An 18,301-nucleotide genomic window follows, 5' to 3' on the forward strand; every position below is an offset into this window, starting at 1 on the left:
CGTCATGCGGAGCGGATTGTCAGGCCCTCCCCCGGCCCCTCCCGCAAGCGGGAGGGGAGAAGTCATGCGCTCACCACTTCCTGCTCGATCGCGCCGAAGATGCTGTGCCCGGCCTCGTCCTTCATCTCGATCCGCACCCGGTCGCCGTGGCGCAGGAACGGAGTCTTCGGCGCGCCCGACTGGATTGTCTCGATCATCCGGATTTCGGCGATGCAGCTATAGCCGAGCCCACCTTCGGCGACCGGCTTGCCGGGGCCGTCGTCGGTGCCCTTATTGGAGACAGTGCCCGATCCCACGATTGAGCCGGCGACGATGCTGCGCGTTTTCGCAACGTGCGCGATCAGGGTGCCGAAATCGAAGGTCATGTCGTCACCCGCATTGGCCCGGCCGAACGGATCGCCATTCAGCTCGACCAGCAGCGGCCGGTGCAGCTTGCCGCCCTGCCAGTCGGCGCCAAGCTCGTCGGGCGTCACCAGCACCGGCGACAGCGTCGAGGCGGGCTTGGACTGAAGAAAGCCGAAGCCCTTGGCGAGCTCGCCGGGAATGAGGTTCCGCAGCGACACGTCGTTGACGAGCCCGATCAGGAGGATTGCATTAAGCGCCTGCTCGCGCGTCGCACCCTGCGCCACGTCGCCGGTCACGACGCAGACTTCGCCTTCCATGTCGCAGCCCCAGGCTTCGTCCTTCAGCGGGATCGGATCGCGGGGGCTCAGGAAGCTGTCGGACGCGCCCTGATACATCAGCGGGTCGGTCCAGAAGCTCGCCGGCATCTCCGCCCCGCGCGCTTTCCGGACCAGCTCGACATGGTTCACATAGGCGGAGCCGTCCGCCCATTGGTAGGCGCGGGGCAGGGGGGCAGCGGCGTCGCGCTCATGGAAGCGCTCCCGCGGGATCGCCTCATGCTCCAGGTCGGTCGCCAACAGCTCCAGCTTCGGCGCGGCATGCTCCCAATCGTCGAGCGCGGCCTGCAGCGTCGGCGCGATGTGCGCGGCATCGGCGTACCAGTGCAGGTCGCGCGAGACGACGACGAGACGACCGTCGCGGCCCTGCTTCAAAGACGCAAGTTTCATCTGGGCTCCTAAACTCGGTTTGGCCTGAGCTTGTCGAAGGCCTCCCTTCCTTCTTTCAGCGCCGAAAGGAAAGGGAGGGCTTCGACAAGCTCAGCCCAAACCGGAAGGACTCAGATCGTGACGCCATGCGGCGCCGTGAACTCCGACTCCACCGCATCCCCCGTGTTCACCACCTCCGATGGCTCGAAGATCAGCACCTCGGCCTCTTCGTCGCTTGCCGTGCGGTGCTCGACCCCGCGCGGCACGACCAGCATTTCGCCGGGGCCGAGCGTCACGATCCGCTCGCGGAACTCGATGCGGAACGCGCCTTTCCAGCAGAGGAACGTCTCTTCCGCATCGGCGTGGCTGTGCCAGGGGAACACACCCTTGGTCTTGACCAGGCGGATGTCCTGCCCGTTCGCCTGGGCGACGATCTTCGGTCGCCAATGCTCGGCGAAGGCCGCGAATTTCTCGTCCAGCGCGACTTTCATGCGATCCGCGCCTTCGGGAATCCCTGCCAGCAGGCGTCATAGTCCGGCTGGGCATGGTCGACCGCGTGGGCGGTGAGGCGATAGGGCCAGCAGCTTTCGACCATGAACGCCATCGTGCCGTCGATCTTGTGCGGCTTCAGCTCCACCTCGCTCGCGCCCCGCCAACTCGCCACGTCGGGGCCGTGGCCGGACATCATGTTGTGCAGGGAAAGGCCGCCGGGACGGAAGCCTTCCGCCTTGGCATCATAAGCGCCGGCGATCAGCCCCATCGCTTCGGACATCACGTTGCGGTGGAACCAGGGCGGGCGGAATGTGTCCTCCGCGACCATCCAGCGCGGCGGGAAGATCACGAAATCGGCATTGGCGCGGCCCGGCACGTCGCTGGGCGAGGTCAGCACGGTGAAGATCGACGGATCGGGATGGTCGAAGCTGACCGTGTTCATCGTATTGAACCGCGACAGATCGTAGCGGCAGGGCGCGAGATTGCCGTGCCAGGCAACCACGTCGAGCGGCGAATGATCGAGCGTTGTCGTCCAGAGGCTGCCCAGATATTTCTGAACGAGCTCGAAGGGCTCGTCGCGGTCCTCGAACCAGGCGACCGGCGTCTCGAAATCGCGCGGGTTGGCGAGGCCGTTGGCGCCGATCGGCCCCAGCTCCGGCAGGCGGAACATCGCGCCATGATTCTCGGCGATATAGCCGCGCGCGCTTCCGTCCGGCAGCAAGGCGCGGAAGCGGACGCCGCGAGGGATCAGCGCGATCTGGCCGGGCGCGATCTCGATCCGGCCCATCTCGGTCAGCAGCTCGAGCCGGCCCTGCTGGGGGATGAAGATCATCTCGCCATCGGCATTGACGAAGGCGCGTGCCTCCATGTCGCGGTCGGTCGCATACATGTGCACCGCGACGCCCTCCAGGTCGGCGGGATCGCGGTTGGCGAGCATCGTCGTGATGCCGTCGATCAGGTCGGTGCCGGCCGGGCTGTCGGCGATCGGGTCCCAACGCAGCCGGTTGGGCGGCAGCGGCGCGTCGACCGTGCCGGGCGCGAAGCGGGTGGCGCCGTGGTAGCGGACATAGGCGGGATGCTCGGCAGATGGCCGGAGACGATAGAGCCAGGACCGCCGATTCTCGTGCCGCGGCGCAGTAAACGCGGTGCCGGAGAGCTGCTCGGCATAGAGGCCGAACGGCGGCTTCTGGGGCGAGTTGCGACCGATCGGGAGCGCGCCGGGGACGGCCTCGGTCGCGAAGTGGTTGGCGAAGCCGGGGATGTAGGGGGCCGTGGCGGCGGTGATCTGGCTCTGCAAGTTCATACAAACTCCGTTCGCTTCGAGCGAAGTCGAGAAGCGCAAGCTCCGGGCCGAACGTTTCTCGACTTCGCTCGAAACGAACGGGTTTGGGCGTTCACTCCGCCGGCTCGTCCACCTTGATCACGCCGCGCCGGATCTGGTCCAGCTCGATGCTTTCAAACAGCGCCTGGAAATTGCCGTTGCCGAAGCCTTCATTGCCCTTGCGCTGGATGATCTCGAAAAAGATCGGGCCGAACATGTTTTCAGTGAAGATCTGCAGCAGGATGCCTTCGTCGCCGACCTTGCCGTCGATCAGGATGCGGTTCTTCTTGAGCCGTTCCAGATCCTCGCCATGCCCGGGCACACGCTTGTCGACCAGCTCGTAATAGGTCTCGATCGTGTCCTGCAGCTTCACGCCGCGCGCCCGCAGCCGCTCGACCGTGTCGTAGATGTCAGGCGTGGTGAGGGCCAGGTGCTGGATGCCTTCGCCCTTATATTCGCGGATGAATTCCTCGATCTGGCTCTTGTCGTCCTGGCTTTCATTGAGCGGGATACGGATCGCCTTGTCGGGCGCGATCATCGCCTGGCTGAACAGCCCGGTCGCCTGGCCCTTGATGTCGAAATATTTCTGCTCCTCGAAGCCGAACAGCTCGCGGTAGAATTCGGACCAGACGCGCATTTGGCCGCGCTTCACATTGTGGGTCAGGTGGTCGAGCAGGTCCAGGCCGACATTGTTCCGCGCCTCGGCTTCGCGCCAGCCGGGAAACTCGGCCCAGCTCTCGTAGAGGTCGTGGCCGTCCTGGATGAAATAGAGGTACGAGCCGCCGATGCCCATAATGACGGTGTCGTCCTCGTCGGTCGGCTTGGCGCCGTGCGCGAGCGCCCATGTCATCGCGGCTGCGGGGTCGGCGACGCGGAACGCCATCGCGCTGGCCGACGGGCCGTGCTCGCCACGGAACGCGGCCACGCGGCCGGCTTCGTCGCGGTTCAGCATCAGGTTGATGCGGCCCTGTTTGTAGCGGGTGATGTTCTTGCGCGGGTGCCGGTGCGACGCGACGAAGCCGAGCTGCTCGAACTGGGCCGCCATCGCGTCCGGATCGGGCGAGGTGAACTCGACGAATTCGAATCCGTTCAGGCCCAGCGGATTGTCGGCGCTCATCGTCATTGCTCCTGGAATCGGGAGCCCAGATAGTAACAGCCGTTACGAATCAGCGCAACGCGTGAGAGGCCGATTTGAGCTTGGCGAGCGTCAATTTGAGCTGCGCGACCTCGCGGGTTCCAAGCTCTTCCAGCAGCGTCTGTTCCAGTTCGAGCGCCTTGGGCGCGATCTGCGCGTAGAGGGCGCGGCCGTCGTCGCTGAGCGCCAGCGCGTGGCTGCGCTTGTCGCTGCCATGGGGCACGCGCGTGACGAGGCCGCGCGTGACCAGCGCCTGGGCGGCGCGGCTGACCGTCATCTTGTCCATCTCGGTGCGCGCGACCAGCGCCTGCTGCGTCACGCCGTCCTGCTCGGCGAGCACGGCGATCAGCCGCCATTCGGGCACGCGCAGCCCGAACAGCACTTCGTAGGTACGCGCGATCGCGCTGCTCACCGCGTTCGACGTGACCGAGAGCTGGTAGGGCAGAAACTCGTCGAGGCGCAGCATGACGCGCCTTATGACGAAACTATTCGGCTGCGCGCAATGCCACCGCGGCCGCGACGGCAGCCACGTCCTCGCGGTCAAGCCGCGCCTGGCGATGGGCGGCGTCTTTCACCAGCCGAATCAGTTTGTCCCGTTCGCGCACGGCGTTGGCCTTGTTGAAGCACGCCGTAGCCCCCATCAGCAGCGCCTGCGCCCTAACTTCTTCACCGCGCACGGTGTAGCTCGACAGCATGATCACCGGCGTCTGCCGCTTGGCGCGAATCTCTTCGAGATAGTCGAGGCCGCTCCGGCCCGGCATCTCGATGTCCAATGTGATGACGTCGACCAGGTTTTCGTCGAGCATGCGATCGGCCGCATCGGCGCTGGCCGCGAGACCGGCGATGCGGATTTCGGGGTCGCTCTCCAGCACCTGCCGCATCATCGCGCGGATGGTGACCGAATCGTCGACGACAAGGACACGAACCAGACGCATGATCAAACCAGCCGAAACATCTGATTTGCCGATACTCTTGCGATCCTTACCGAGACGTTCACGCCGGTTGCGGTAAGAGCGTTAACCGCTCGCGCCTCAGCCACCGGCCGATCATCAGCACCGACACGATCGCGAGCCCCGCGGCCAGCCCGACCCAGATGCCGAATCCCTGCCAGCCGAGCCCGAAGCCGAGCCACACGGCCGTGCCCATGCCGACAATCCAATAGCCGAAGGCCGCAAAGATCATCGGCACGGTCGTATCCTGCAGGCCGCGCAGCATGCCGGCGCCGACCGACTGGGCGCCGTCGAACACCTGGAACACCGCCGCGACCGACAGGAATGAGACGGCGAGCGGCACGACGGCGCGGTTCTGCGGGATGGCTTCGTCGAGGAAGATGCCGACCAGCGCGTGCGGCACCGTGAACATCACGATCGCCATCCCGGCCATGAACGCCGTGCCCATCGCGAACGCGGTCCAACCGGCGCGGGCGATGCCGGTCCGGTCGCCGCGGCCATAGGCGAGGCCGACGCGCACCGTCACCGCCTGCGAAAGCCCAAGCGGCACCATGAAGGTCAGCGACGCAATCTGGATCGCGATCGCGTGCGCAGCCAGCGACGTCGCGCCGATCAGGCCCATCAGGAACACCGCCGCGTTGAACACGGTAACTTCCAGGCCCAGCGTCAGCGCGATCGGCAGCCCCAGCCGCCACACCTCCCGATAGCGCGGCCAGTCCGTGCGCCAGAAGCGGCCGAACAGCCGATAGCGACGAAAGCGGCGATGGTGCGTCACGACGACGGCCATGCCCAGGAACATTAGCGTTTGCGTGATCGTGCTGCCGAGCCCGGCGCCGAACAGGCCGAGGCGCGGCAATCCCCAGGCGCCGAAGATCAGCCCATAGTTCAACAGCGCATTCGAGATCACGCCGGCGACGCTCACCAGCGTCGCCCAGGCGGGCAGCTCGAGCGCGGCGACAAAGGCGCGCAGCACCAGATAGGCGAGCGCGGGCAGATAGCCGAACATCAGCGGCCGGACGAAACGCGCCGCGTCTGCGGCCAGGACCGGATCCTGCCCCAAAAGGCGCAGGATCGGCTCCGCATGCCACAGGATCAGCCAGACGGGGATCGCGATCGTGATCGCCGCCCAGATCGCCTGGCGGACGGTGCGGCGAGTCTCGCGCACGCTGTGCCGGCGCGCGCCCAGCTGCTTCGCCATGATCGGCGACGCCGCCATCACCAGGCCCATGCCGAAGATCAGGAAGGCAATGTAAAGGTTGATGCCGATCGATGAGGCCGCAAGCTCGCGCGCGCCGAGCCAGCCGAGCAGCACGACGTCAGTGGCGTTGATCGCCGACTGCGCCAGGTTCGTCAGGATAAGCGGCCCCGCCAGCTGCGCGGTGGCGGCAGCTTCATCGCGCCACGGATGGGCTTTCGAGGCGGCAGGGGCGTGCATGGCGAGCCGGCCGCCATAGTCGAATCGGGAGGGGAAAGGCACCCTCTCCGTGCCGCTCCGCCCCGGGGCCGGATTATTCCGCCGGATGCGTCTGCACGGTCAGGTGGGCGACCCCTCTCAAGCCCTGCAGCCGCTCGCGGATGCCGGCGGCGCAGGCCGGCTCCGCCACATCGACGATGACCGCAAGCGCGGCGGGCCCGACGCGCCAGACGTGCAGGTCCAGGATGCTCGCGTCGAGCTCGTCGACGACGGCGCGCACCTGGTCCGCGACATGGGCGTCGGTGGTATCAAGCAGGACGGCGGCGGACTCCTTCATCAACGCCCAGGCCCAGCGCGCGATCACCAGCGAGCCGATAATGCCCATGACGGGATCGAACCAGACAAGCCCAAGATAGCGGCCGGCCAGAAGCGCGCCGATCGCCAGCACCGACACCAGCGCATCGGATACGACGTGCAGGTAAACCGCGCGGAAATTATGGTCCTGGTGATCATGGTGGTGATCGTGATGGGCGTGATCATGTCCGTGATGGTGACCATGGTCTTTGTGCCCGTGCGACAGCAGGGCGGCGCTGATCAGGTTCACCACCAGCCCGATCATCGCGACCGGCAGGGCAGAGGCGAAATCGATGTGCGGCCGTTGCACGAGCCGGACGACCGATTCCGCCGCTATCCCGAGCGACGCGAGCGCCAGCACCAGCGACGAGGCGAAGCCGGCCAGGTCCCCCACCTTGCCCGTTCCGAAGCTGTAGCGCGGATTGGCGACATGGCGGCGCGCATAGCTGTAGGCAAAGGCCGCCACCCCGATCGCGGCTGCATCGGTCGCCATATGGAAGCCGTCGGCGAGCAGCGCCATCGACCCGGTCAGCCAGCCGGCGACGATCTCGCCGACCATCATCGCCGCGGTCAGCACGACGACCCAGCGGGTGCGGCGCGCATTCTCGTCATGCCTGGTGCCCAGGTAATCGTGCGGGAAATGGCCTTGGCTCATGCGCCGCGTTCATGCTGCGCCCGGCGCGACGTGTCGAGACCCGACGCACGGCTTTCGACGCGCCGGACCCGCTGCCGCGGTCGGGCGTCTAGAGGTCAGGCGAAACGAAAAGAGGCAGGCGGATGAATCGATTGCGGCCAGGGGAGGATGTCCGGCGCTTCATTTCGCGGCTGGTGCTGATCGCGGTGGCGATCGGCCTGGGCGTGGTCGTCTACCGGGCCGCGCACCTGATCCTGCTTTCGTTCGGCGCCGCCCTGGGCGCGATTCTGCTGTCGAGCATCGCTGCGGCGCTAACCCGCAGGATCCCCTTGTCGCGCCCGGTCGCGCTCACCGCGGCCGTGCTGCTGCTGTTGTTGACCATCATCCTGATGGGCTGGCTGTTCGGCGCGGAGACCGTTCGCCAGGCGGATCGCCTGGGCCAGCGGCTTCCGCAGGATTGGGCCAGGGTCGAAGCCGCGCTGGATGCCGGCCCGGTCGGCCATCTGCTGCTGGAGTCCGCCCGGCAAAGCGGCGTGAACGATTTCATCGCGCGCGCCGCCGCCGTGCTGGGGCTCGGCGCGGTGCAGGTGGTCGTCAATTTCCTGATCCTGTTCGTCGGCGCGATCTTCTTCGCGGCGCAGCCCCGGCTCTATGCCCGCGGCCTGGCGATGCTGGCGCCCCCCGCCTACCGCCCGCTTGCCGCCCACCTGATCGGCGATATCGCGCGGACGCTGCGCCTGTGGCTGCGCACGCAGATCATCTCGATGGTGCTGATGGGCGTGATGATCGGGCTGGGGCTCTGGTGGGCCGGGGTGGACGCGCCCGCCGCACTTGGCCTGCTGGGCGGCCTGTCGGAGTTCATTCCCTATGTCGGCCCCACGCTCGCGATGATCCCCGCGATCATTATGGCGCTGGCCGGATCGGGGTCGCTGGCGGGCGTGCTGCTTACCTATCTGATCGTGCGGATCGTGCAGGCGCACCTGATCACCCCGCTGATCACGCGCCGGCTCGTGTCGGTGCCGCCCGGGCTCTACCTCTTCCTGATCCTGCTGGCGGGCTATGTGTTCGGCACGTTCGGCCTGTTCTTTTCGGGCGCATTGGCGGTCACGGCCTACACCGCCGTCAAGGAACTCTACGCAAGGGAAACGCTGGGCGATCCCGTCGTGCTTCCCGGAGAAGATTAGACGCGGGCGATCCGTCCAGATTGGGGATTTGTATTTTTACGGCAAGCATGGGCGAACCTAAGGGCTTCTAGACGGAGTGGGCGTTCCCGTCGGGACGCGCTTACAAGGAAGTGCCCATGACCAGAATCAAGTCCCTCACCGTCCTTCTCCTCGCCGGCGCCGGCCTTGCCGGAGCGGCCCAGGCAGCCCCGCATGCGCCGGCTGCGAAGCTGACCATGGCCCAGGCGCGCGCGATCGCGCTCAAGGCCGCTCCCGGAAAGCTCATTTCCGGCGAATATGAGAATGAAGACGGCGGCTGGCGCTATTCGTTCGACATCCAGCAGCGTGGCCATATCCAAGAAATCGGCGTCGACGCCAATTCCGGCAAGATCGTCGAGAATAAGTCCGAAGGCCGCGTCGACAAGGACGCCGAGACAAAGGGGCGCTGATGCAGGTCCTCGTCGCCGAGGATGATATCGAAACGGCCGAGTTCGTCGCCCGCGGGCTGGGCGAACTCGGCCACAGCGTCATCCGGGCGGCGAACGGCCCGGATGCGCTGCATCTCGCCACGACCGAAACGCCGGAAGTGGTCGTGCTCGACCGGATGCTGCCGGGGCTCGACGGATTGTCGGTGCTACGCCGGATGCGGGCGGCGAGCATCGAGACGCCGGTGCTGCTGCTCACCGCGCTGGGGCAGATCGAGGACCGGGTCGAGGGTCTGGAAGCAGGCGCCGATGATTATCTCGTCAAGCCATTCGCCTTCTCCGAGCTGGCGGCCCGGATCAACGCCCTCGCGCGCCGGCGGCCGCTGAGCGAGACGCCGACCGAACTGGCGGTCGGGCCGCTGCACATGGACTTGCTGAAGCGCGAGGTCCGGCGCGACGGCCGTCCGATCCAGCTCCAGCCGCGCGAATTCCGCCTGCTCGAGGAACTGATGCGGGGTGCAGACCGCGTCGTCACCCGGACGATGCTGCTGGAACGGGTGTGGGGGTTCCATTTCGACCCGCAGACGAACATCGTCGAAACCCATATCAGCCGGCTGCGCGCAAAGCTGAACGAGGGCGGGGCTGACGATGTGATCGAGACGCTGCGCGGCGTCGGCTATCGGATGCGCGGCTAGGAGGATGCGCAGCGCCGCCTACCGGATCGCGTTCGTCTATTCGGCCGCGTTCGCGCTGGCGATCGCGATCCTTGGCGCCATCATCTTCTGGGCGATGCACGTCGCCTTCACCCGCCAGCTCGACACGATGATCCGGGACGAGGCGGCGGCGCTTGTATCCGAATACCGGGCCGACGGCGCATCGGAGCTGGCAGAGGCGATCGGCAAGCGCGAGGCGATCCCGTCGCACGACCGGCTGTTCTACGCGCTGTTCGACGCCCAGGGACGGCGCATAAGCGGCCGGCTGGTGACGCAAAGGCCCGCGCTTGGCCTGCACGACATCGTCTTCATCGATCCGCGTGAGGGGCCGGATGCCGGCCGCGGTTTCGCGGTCGACCTCGGCGATGGAGAGCGGCTGCTGGTCGCGGCCGATCGCGAGCGGGTCGAGCAGATCGACCGCACGGTGATTTCGGTCTTTCTTGCCGGTTTTGCCTTGGTGGTCCTGCTCGGAATCGCCGGCGCGTTGTTGCTCGGCGGCTATCTTCGCGACCGGCTCGGCGCGATAAGCGGCGCGGCCGAGGGCGTTGTCGCCGGCCATCTCGGCGCGCGCATGCCGGTCAGCGAACGCGGCGACGAGTTCGACCGGCTCGCCAGCTCGCTGAACGCGATGCTCGAGCGGATCGAAGGGCTGCTCGAGAACGTCCGGCAGGTTTCGAGTGATATCGCGCACGATTTGCGCACCCCGCTTGCGCGCCTCCGCAACCAGCTCGAACGGGGGCTGGGCGGCGACCCTGCGGCCCAGCACGCCGTCATTGAGGAAGGCATCCACCGCGTCGACGACGTGCTCGCGCTGTTCGCCGCGATCCTGCGCATTGCCGAGATCGAGAGCGGCAAGATCCGTCGCAATTTCGCAGCCGTCGACCTGAGCGCGCTCGTCGCCGAACTGGCGGAAAGCTACGCGCCGGCGGTGGCCGACGGCGGGCGCACGCTCGGATGGGACGTGGAGCCGGGCATCGCGATCACCGGCGACCGCGAGCTGCTCGCCCAAGCGCTCGTCAACCTGATCGAGAATGCCCAGCGCCACACGCCGGCGGGAACGGCGGTCCGCGTCGAGCTTGCGGCTCGCGGCGATGCGCGGCGTCTTTCGGTGTCCGATAACGGCCCGGGCGTGCCCGTCCAGGATCGCGAGCGGATCGTGCAGCGCTTCATCCGGCTCGAAGGCAGCCGGTCGACGCCGGGCCACGGCCTTGGCCTGAACCTGGTCGCGGCGGTGGCGCGGCTGCATCAGGCGCGGCTCAGCTTCGGCGACAACCGGCCGGGCCTGATCGTGACGATTGAGTTTCCGGAGGATCGAGTGTGAAAATAAGGGGAGCCGTCGCGTTGGCGCTGCTGCTGGCAGGCTGCGCGACGTATCGGCCGCTGCCGCTCGATGAAAACCCACCCATACTGTCGCCGCCGGTGCTGGCGGTGCTGGCGCAGGACGCGACGACGATCGACCGGCCGTTCCTGACGCCCGAGCGGATCGACTTCGCGCAGCCGCTCGACGCCAATGCGGTCGCGGTGCTCGCCGTGCTCGGCAATCCCGATCTTCAGGCCGCCCGGGTTCGCGCGGGCGTCGCCGATGCGCAGGTCTTTGCCGCGGGACTGCTGCCCGACCCGAGCTTCAGCGTCGGCCTCGATCCCCTTCTGTCCGGGCCGGACTCGATGCTGGGCATCGCCTCCAGCCTCGGCCTGGACCTGAATGCGCTGCGCACTCGCGGCGTCACGCGGCAGAAGGCGCGGGCCGATGCGCGCAAAGTGCGGCTCGATCTCGCCTGGAGCGAGTGGCAGACGTCCGGTCAGGCGCGACTCCAGGCGGCGCGGATCGTCGCGCTTGAAAATCAGGTCGCGCTCGACACCGCAAGCCGCGATTCGACCGCCTCGCTGCTCGACCGCACGCTTCGGGCGGCCGGGCGCGGCGACATTGCCGGGGATCAGGTGCAGGGCGCGCGGGTCGCGGCCTTCGACGCTGCCGAGCGGCTGCGCACCGACGAGAAGGATCTGGGCGCGGCGCGGCTGGAGCTGGCGAAGCTGATCGGCTTTCCGCCCGATCGCCCGATCCGCCTGGCCGCACCGCCGCTTCCGCCGCCACCGCCGGATCCGGCGGCACTGTTCGCGATTGCCCAGCAGCGGCGGACCGACCTTCAGGCGCTGCGTGCCGGCTATGCCTCGCAGGAGGCGGCGGTGCACAAGGCCGTGCTCGACCAATTCCCGGCGCTGGGTCTGACGATCAACGCCACGCGTGACACGGCCGGCAACCTCACTGTCGGGCCGGCAGTGTCGTTCACGCTGCCGGTATGGAACCGCAACCGCGGCGGGATCGCGGTCGAGCGCGCCACCCGCGCGGCGTTGAAGGCCGAATATGAAGCGCGGCTATTCCAGACCCGCGCCGAAATGGCCGCTGCCGCCCAGGGCGTGGCGATCGCGCGCCGGCAGCGCGAGGCCGTGCTTGCCACGCTGCCGGCGGCGCGGCGCTTCGCCGAGGCCAGCCGCCGCGCCGAGGCCCGGGGCGACATCTCGCTCGCAACTGCCGCGACGGCCGAACAGGCGTTGCGCGACAAGGAACTTCAGCTCGCCCAGGCGGAGCGGGACATCGCAGAACAGACCATCGCGCTCGAATTATTGACGGGCGCACCGCGGGAGGCATGGACGAAATGAAACAAGGCTTCTGCGCCTTGGCGCTGGCGCTCGCCGCCTGTTCCGGAGGGCAAAGTGCGGACGAGAATGCGACCGAGCCGGTCGCGCTGGTCAAGCTTGCCAAGGCCGAACCGGCGCAGCTCCAGTCGACGATCCGGCTTTACGGGACGGCCGAGGCCGGCGCCGCCGGCAGCGCGATCCTGAGCGCACCGGAAGAGGCGATCGTCGCGCGGATCGCGGCGCCGGTCGGAAGCGCGGTGTCGCGCGGCCAGCTGGTCGTCGGCCTGGCGGCGAGCCCGACGGCCCGGCTCGACGTGGCTAAGGCCGCGAGCGACGCGCGCGCCGCGCAGCAGGCCTATGCCCGGGCGCAGCGGCTGCGCGCCGACGGCCTGATGAGCAACGCCGACGTCGAAACGGCGCGCGCTGCCGCCCAGTCCGCCGCCGCGACTCGCGCAAGCCTGGCTGCGCGGACCGGCGCGCTCGACCTGCGCGCCCCCTTTGCCGGCCATGTCCAAGCCATTTCCGCCAGCCTCGGCAGCCTGGTTCCCGGCGGCACCGCCGTCGCGACGATCACCGGCGCGGGCGATCTGCGCGCCCGGTTCGGCCTCGATCCGATGCTGGTCCAGCGGGTCAGGCCCGGCACGTCGATCCGCATTGTGCCCTCGGCGGGAGGGACGGAGTTCACCGCGCCGGTTCTTTCGGTCGATCCGGTCGTCGATCCGCAGACCCGGCTGGCGTCGCTGTTCGCGCGCATCCCGGCTGCCACCGCGATCGGCGCGGGCGCGCCCCTGACCGCACAGCTGCCGCTGCCGAGCGGGGGCAGTGCGCCGGTGATCCCCTATGCGGCACTGCTCGACGACGCAGGCCAGCCCTATGTGTTCGTCGTCTCCGGCGGAAAGGCGCATCGCCGCGACGTCGCGACGGGCGCAAATGACGGGCAGCGGGTCGAGATCCAGCGCGGGTTGAAGCCCGGCGAAGCGGTGGTCGTGGAAGGCGGCACCGCGCTTGAAGACGGCATGAAGGTCCGCACGCGATGACGGGCACGTTGAAAGGCCACGCGCGCGCGATCGCGCTTGCTGCGATCCTGCTGGCGCTCGCCGGCATCGTTGCCGGCCTGAAGCTGCCGGTCAGCCTGTTCCCCCACATCAATTATCCGCGCGTGATCGTGTCGATCGAAGCCGGCGACCGCGAGCCGGCGCAGATGGCGGCGGAGATCACGCGCCCGATCGAGATCGCGTTGCGCGAAGTGCCGGGCGTCACCCGCATCCGCTCGACGACGAGCCGCGGCTCGGCCGAAGTCGGCCTCAACTTCGCCTGGGGCGACGATATGGTCGCGGCGACGCTCGCCACCCAGGCCGCGCTGGCGACCGCGCTCCCCGATCTGCCCTCCGGCACCCGCTTCAGCGTCCGCCGCTCGGACCCGACCATCTTCCCGGTGCTGGGCATCGCGCTCACCTCGAAGAGCCTCGATCCGGCCGCCCTTCGGCAGATTGCGGAGCTTCAGATCCGTCCCGCGCTCACCTCGGTACAGGGCGTGGCGGGCGTCGACGTGCTGGGCAGCGCGCCGCGCGAGATCGCGGTCGACGTCGATCCGGGCCGGCTGCAGGCGCTCGGAATCGGCCTGACCGACGTGGCGACCGCGATCGGCCATGCGAGCATGATCCGGGGCGTCGGCCGCGTCGAGGATCGCCACCGGCTTTATTTGGTGCTGGTCGAGAACCGGGCGACAACGATCGACGCGATCGCCCAGCTGCCGGTCAAGGCGGCGACGGCGCCGCCGACCGCCCCCAATGCTCTGCCCGGCCAGCCGACGCCTCCGCCGCCGGCCTCGGTCGTCACGCTGGGCCAGATCGCCTCGATCCACCCTGCGACGGCGCCGAACTTTACCCGCGTCACCTCGGGGGGACGCGACGCGGTGCTGGTCAACATCCGCCAGTCACCGACCGGAGACAGCGTCGCGATCGTGAAGGCGGTGAACGCCCGCCTGAAGGATATCCAGCTGCCGCCGACTGTTTCCGTCACGACCTTCTATGACCAATCGGAACTGGTGACGGGAGCCGCCAACGCCGTTCGCGACGCGATCCTGCTCGGCGCGCTGCTGGCGGGTCTGGTGCTGTTCCTGTTCCTGCGCTCGTTCCGGCTGATGGTGATTACCGGCATCGCGCTGCCCGCGGTGCTTGCGGCCACCTGCCTGATCCTGCTCGCGCTCCATATGGGCTTCAACATGATGACGCTGGGCGGCATGGCCGCCGCGGTCGGGCTGATCGTCGACGACGCGGTGGTGATGCTCGAACATATGATGCGGCGGATGCAGGAAGGCGCTGCGAAGGATCGCGACGGGCTGCTCGCCGCCGCGGCCGAAATGGGCAAGCCGCTTTACGGCTCCAGCTTGGCGACGATCATCATCTTCCTGCCCCTGGCGTTCGTCAGCGGCGTGACCGGCGGCTTCTTCAAGGCGCTTGCGCTGACGATGGCGGCAGCGCTGATCCTGTCGCTGCTCTATTCCCGCTTCGTGATCCCGTTGCTCGCCGCGTCATGGCTGCGCGACAAGGATGTCGAGGCGGCGGGGAAGGCGGACCGGCTGATGCACCGGCTGGAACGCGGCCATGAATGGGCCGAGCGCCGGACGCTGAACCGCCCCGCCATATTCGTCCTGATCACCGCAGTCGCGATGGCCGGCCTCGGCTATCTGGCCTGGAGCCATGTTCCCTCCGGGTTCATGCCGGCGATGGACGAAGGCGGCTTTGTTCTCGACTACAAGGCCCAGCCGGGCGCGGCGCTGTCGGATACCGACCGGCTGCTGCGGCAGGTCGAGCAGATCATCACCGCGACGCCCGAGGTGGCGAGCTATTCGCGGCGCACCGGTGTCCAGCTCGGCGGCGGGCTGACCGAGGCCGACGAGGGCGATTATTTCATTCGCCTGAAAGGCGGGTCGCGCCGCCCGATCGACGAGGTGATGACCGATATCCGCACCCAGATCGAAGCGAAGGTGCCTGGCCTCCAGATCGAGACGATCCAGCTGATGGAGGACCTGATCGGCGATTTGACGGCGGTGCCGCAGCCGATCGAGGTCAAATTGTTCAGCGACGACCCGGCCGCGCTGAACAAGGCCGCCCGGCAGGTCGGGGATGCGATCGGCAAAATCTCCGGCGTGGTCGAAGTGGTGAACGGCCTTCGGGTCGCAGGCGACGCGATCGACGTCCGCGTTCGCCCGGGCGCTCTGGCCCAGCAGGGCCTCGACGCCGATGCCTTCGCCTCCCAGATCGAGGGGCTGATCGGCGGGACCGACGCAGCCAGGATGCGTGCCGGCGAGCAATTGCTCTCGGTCCGGGTGCGCGCGCCCGCCGACCTGCGCCAGCGCGCCGCGCAGATCGCCCGGCTGCCGCTGGTCGCGCCGGATGGGCACGGCCTGACCGTCGGTCAGGTCGCCGACGTGACCGTGCAGGGCGGGCAGCAGCAGCTGACCCGCGAGGATCTGGCGCCGTTCGTCGCCGTCACCGCCCGGCTGGAAGGACGCGATCTTGGTTCCGGGATGAAGGACGTCCGCGCCACTGTCGCCGGGCTGCACCTGCCGAACAGCATCCGCGTCGATTATGGCGGCCTCTATGCGGAGCAGCAGAAGAGCTTCGCCGATCTCAGCATGGTGTTCGCATCGGCGCTGCTGCTGACCGCGCTGCTGCTGACGATCCTGTTCGAACGGATCGCCTGGACCCTTGCCGCGGTCCTGACGGTGCTGCTTTCGGCAGCGGCGGTGCTGATCGGCCTGTGGATCACCGGCATCGAACTCAACATCTCCGCTCTGATGGGGCTGACGATGGTGGTCGGCATGGTGACCGAGCTGGTCATCTTCTACCTGGCCGAAATCGACCCGGAGAAAGGCATCGAGGAAGAGTCGCTGCGGGAGGCCGGCCGCAAGCGGTTGCGGCCGATCCTGATGTCCGCCCTGATCGCGATCCTGACGCTCAGTCCGCTGGCGCTCGGCCTCAGCCGTGGCGCCGGCCTGCAGCAGCCGCTCGCCACAGCGATCATCTTCGGCCTCACCGCCGCGGTGCCGCTGGTGCTGCTGTTCCTCCCCGGCGCGCTGCTGCTCTTTTCCCGCAAAGACGCGCTCCGCCAACTCCGGCCTACGCGGGGAGGCTAGAAGCAGGCGGCCGTCGCGCGATTGTCGGGCTCGGCCGGGTTCCGGACCCGTTCGCCGCGGCCGGTCAGTGGGACGAACATGACCGGACCCATCGAGCAACGGTCGAGCGTGCCGTCCGCGGCCTTACGAACGACCAGAAGCTGCTCGAGAGGCCATTCCGGCCCGATCGGCATCACGAGCGTGCCGCCGGGTTTGAGCTGCGCGATGAGCGGCGGCGGAATTTCAGCTGCGCCGGCAGTCACGATGACGCCATCATAGGGCGCGGCCTCGGGCCAGCCCAGGAATCCGTCTCCTGCCCGGACGGTGACGTTCGTCATTCCCAGGCTCGCGAGCAGCGTCTTCGCGCGATCGGCGAGAGGGGCGACGATCTCGATCGAATGGACGGTGCCGGCAAGCCCGGACAGGACTGCCGCTTGATATCCTGACCCGGTGCCGACCTCGAGTACATGGGCGTGAGGCGGCAGGTTCAGCGCCGCGGTCATGACCGTGACGATATAGGCATCCGAGATGGTCTGGCCGTATCCGATCGGAAGCGGCGTGTCCTCATAGGCTTGGGCCCGATCGGACTCGGGCATGAACAGCTCGCGTCGCACGCCGCCGACGGCCCGCAATGCGTTGCGGAATGCAGGGGTGGCCGCTAGCTTTGGGTATTCCCGCCTCGCTGTTCGACGGATCCGCCCGACCATGGCGGCACGTGCGGCGGCGAAACCCTGCTTTGCTCTCGGTTCCGGAACGGTCGCGCACGATGCGAGCGCGACGGTTGCCAGCAGCGCGACGCCGTGCCGGTAGAGACGCGGTCCCGGCACCACCGGCCCGCTATTGCCGCGTCACGACCACCAGATGGGCCGTGCCGGGCACAGCCGTCGGGCGGCCGCCGGGCGTTGCGGGTGGATCGAAGCGTGCGGCTGCCAGATAGACGGCGCCGTCGCGCGGATCGAGCGCGCCGGTCCGCGCGCCGATTTCCGTCTTGACCTGATCGACGACCTTCGGGCCGCCCGGCGCATCGAGCGCGATCACGTCCAGCACACCGTCGCGCCCGCAGGGAATGAACGCCATCCGCCGCGCTTCGTCGACCATCGCGCCGTCGGGGCCCTTCCCGATTGCCAGCAGGGCGACCTCGCGGCCGGTGCGGGCATCGACGATCGCCGCTTTTCCGTTTGCACAGGCGCTGATCAACCGGCCGGATTTCGCATCATAGGCCAAGCCGGTCGGCCCTTCACATCCGGGCAATGCGATCACTGCTCCGGGCTTGCGTGTCCGCAGGTCGATGGATTCAATTTCGCTCGCCTCTTCGTTGTTGATGAAGAGGATGCGGTTCGGGGTAATCGCGGGCAGCTCGAGCCCGGGTCTCAGCTGGATCGTCGCTTCGACCCGCGCGGCATGGGGGTCGACGACCGACACAGTGCCGTCCTTCGCGTTCATCACGAATGCGCGGTTCGATGCCCGATCGTAGATCGCCGCGTCGGGATTGGCGCCGACGGGCACGCGGGCAATCTGCCGCCCGTCCTTCGTGTCGAACAGGTAGGCGCTGTTGTCCTTGCCGCTGGTCGCAAGGATTTCCGATGCGCCCGGAATGGGAATCGCGGCATGCCCGCGGTCCAGGTGACCGAGCGACCGGACCGCGCGGCCGTGCGCGAGGTCCACCGCGGTGATGTTTGCACTGCGCGCCAGGAACAGCTGCTGGGATGCGTCGTCGACGCTCGCCAGATCCCATCCGCCATCCGGAATCGCGACGGTTGCAGTCACGGCGTAATGGGACGGGGCCGCGCCTGCGGCGCTTGCGATCATCAAGGCAACGGCGAACGGCAACAATCTGGTCATGCGAGCGTCTCCGCGTTTGCGCAGTCTGGACCTGCAAGACCTTGCTAGGCCC

Annotated in this window: 17 protein-coding genes; 7 read left to right on the forward strand and 10 right to left on the reverse strand. The window is 68.1% G+C overall.

Annotated features, from left to right (window positions below; genetic code table 11):
* Positions 1 to 62: 62 nt before the first annotated feature.
* The 8 genes from SCH01S_RS15320 to dmeF form a co-directional block, all read right to left on the reverse strand.
* Positions 63 to 1,070, reverse strand: coding sequence for a fumarylacetoacetate hydrolase family protein (locus tag SCH01S_RS15320; RefSeq protein ID WP_046349715.1), 1,008 nt, complete (start codon positions 1,068 to 1,070; stop codon positions 63 to 65).
* A gap of 110 nt (positions 1,071 to 1,180) precedes the next feature.
* Positions 1,181 to 1,540, reverse strand: coding sequence for a cupin domain-containing protein (locus tag SCH01S_RS15325; protein ID WP_046349716.1), 360 nt, complete (start codon positions 1,538 to 1,540; stop codon positions 1,181 to 1,183).
* Positions 1,537 to 2,844, reverse strand: a complete 1,308-nt coding sequence (gene hmgA / locus SCH01S_RS15330) for a homogentisate 1,2-dioxygenase (RefSeq protein ID WP_046349717.1) — start codon at positions 2,842 to 2,844, stop codon at positions 1,537 to 1,539. Before hmgA ends, SCH01S_RS15325 begins: the two co-directional genes overlap by 4 nt.
* Before the next feature lie 91 nt (positions 2,845 to 2,935).
* The gene (hppD, locus tag SCH01S_RS15335; RefSeq protein WP_046349718.1) at positions 2,936 to 3,985 is read right to left on the reverse strand and encodes a 4-hydroxyphenylpyruvate dioxygenase; all 1,050 of its coding nucleotides are present in this window, start codon (positions 3,983 to 3,985) and stop codon (positions 2,936 to 2,938) included.
* A 43-nt stretch (positions 3,986 to 4,028) separates the two neighbouring features.
* Positions 4,029 to 4,463, reverse strand: coding sequence for a MarR family winged helix-turn-helix transcriptional regulator (locus tag SCH01S_RS15340; protein ID WP_046349719.1), 435 nt, complete (start codon positions 4,461 to 4,463; stop codon positions 4,029 to 4,031).
* 19 nt (positions 4,464 to 4,482) lie between these two features.
* Positions 4,483 to 4,932, reverse strand: coding sequence for a response regulator (locus SCH01S_RS15345; RefSeq protein WP_052733982.1), 450 nt, complete (start codon positions 4,930 to 4,932; stop codon positions 4,483 to 4,485).
* A 58-nt stretch (positions 4,933 to 4,990) separates the two neighbouring features.
* Positions 4,991 to 6,382, reverse strand: a complete 1,392-nt coding sequence (locus tag SCH01S_RS15350) for an MATE family efflux transporter (protein ID WP_046349720.1) — start codon at positions 6,380 to 6,382, stop codon at positions 4,991 to 4,993.
* A 73-nt stretch (positions 6,383 to 6,455) separates the two neighbouring features.
* On the reverse strand, positions 6,456 to 7,370 hold the full coding sequence (dmeF, locus tag SCH01S_RS15355; RefSeq protein ID WP_046349721.1) for a CDF family Co(II)/Ni(II) efflux transporter DmeF: 915 nt from the start codon (positions 7,368 to 7,370) through the stop codon (positions 6,456 to 6,458).
* Positions 7,371 to 7,492: 122 nt separating this feature from the next.
* Here dmeF and SCH01S_RS15360 point away from each other — a divergent pair, with 122 nt between their 5' ends.
* The 7 genes from SCH01S_RS15360 (at position 7,493) to SCH01S_RS15390 (ending at position 16,428) form a co-directional block, all read left to right on the forward strand.
* Entirely contained in the window at positions 7,493 to 8,533 is a 1,041-nt protein-coding gene (locus SCH01S_RS15360; protein WP_046349722.1) for an AI-2E family transporter, read from the forward strand.
* A 116-nt stretch (positions 8,534 to 8,649) separates the two neighbouring features.
* A complete protein-coding gene (locus tag SCH01S_RS15365; RefSeq protein WP_046349723.1) occupies positions 8,650 to 8,961 on the forward strand; it encodes a PepSY domain-containing protein in 312 nt (103 codons plus the stop codon).
* Positions 8,961 to 9,632: a response regulator transcription factor gene (locus tag SCH01S_RS15370; protein ID WP_046349724.1), complete on the forward strand. Its 672-nt coding sequence runs from the start codon at positions 8,961 to 8,963 to the stop codon at positions 9,630 to 9,632. The genes SCH01S_RS15365 and SCH01S_RS15370 overlap by 1 nt, the downstream gene beginning before the upstream one ends.
* 4 nt (positions 9,633 to 9,636) lie before the next feature.
* The gene (locus SCH01S_RS15375; RefSeq protein ID WP_046349725.1) at positions 9,637 to 10,971 is read left to right on the forward strand and encodes a HAMP domain-containing sensor histidine kinase; all 1,335 of its coding nucleotides are present in this window, start codon (positions 9,637 to 9,639) and stop codon (positions 10,969 to 10,971) included.
* Positions 10,968 to 12,308 carry a TolC family protein gene (locus SCH01S_RS15380; protein WP_046349726.1) on the forward strand — a complete coding sequence of 447 codons (1,341 nt, stop codon included), beginning with the start codon at positions 10,968 to 10,970 and terminating at the stop codon, positions 12,306 to 12,308. Before SCH01S_RS15375 ends, SCH01S_RS15380 begins: the two co-directional genes overlap by 4 nt.
* Complete coding sequence (locus SCH01S_RS15385) at positions 12,296 to 13,324, forward strand: efflux RND transporter periplasmic adaptor subunit (RefSeq protein WP_046349727.1); 1,029 nt, start codon at positions 12,296 to 12,298, stop codon at positions 13,322 to 13,324. Before SCH01S_RS15380 ends, SCH01S_RS15385 begins: the two co-directional genes overlap by 13 nt.
* Positions 13,321 to 16,428 (forward strand): efflux RND transporter permease subunit, encoded by a 3,108-nt coding sequence (locus SCH01S_RS15390; RefSeq protein WP_046349728.1) that lies wholly within the window; start codon positions 13,321 to 13,323, stop codon positions 16,426 to 16,428. Before SCH01S_RS15385 ends, SCH01S_RS15390 begins: the two co-directional genes overlap by 4 nt.
* On the opposite strand, the gene SCH01S_RS15395 is transcribed toward SCH01S_RS15390, so the two are convergent.
* Both SCH01S_RS15395 and SCH01S_RS15400 read right to left on the reverse strand, forming a co-directional pair.
* Positions 16,425 to 17,114: a protein-L-isoaspartate(D-aspartate) O-methyltransferase gene (locus SCH01S_RS15395; RefSeq protein ID WP_046349758.1), complete on the reverse strand. Its 690-nt coding sequence runs from the start codon at positions 17,112 to 17,114 to the stop codon at positions 16,425 to 16,427. The genes SCH01S_RS15390 and SCH01S_RS15395 overlap by 4 nt on opposite strands.
* A 130-nt stretch (positions 17,115 to 17,244) precedes the next feature.
* Positions 17,245 to 18,249 carry a YncE family protein gene (locus tag SCH01S_RS15400; RefSeq protein WP_046349729.1) on the reverse strand — a complete coding sequence of 335 codons (1,005 nt, stop codon included), beginning with the start codon at positions 18,247 to 18,249 and terminating at the stop codon, positions 17,245 to 17,247.
* Positions 18,250 to 18,301 lie beyond the last annotated feature (52 nt).

The organism is Sphingomonas changbaiensis NBRC 104936, from assembly GCF_000974765.1.
In the GTDB taxonomy this organism is placed as follows: domain Bacteria; phylum Pseudomonadota; class Alphaproteobacteria; order Sphingomonadales; family Sphingomonadaceae; genus Sphingomonas_B; species Sphingomonas_B changbaiensis.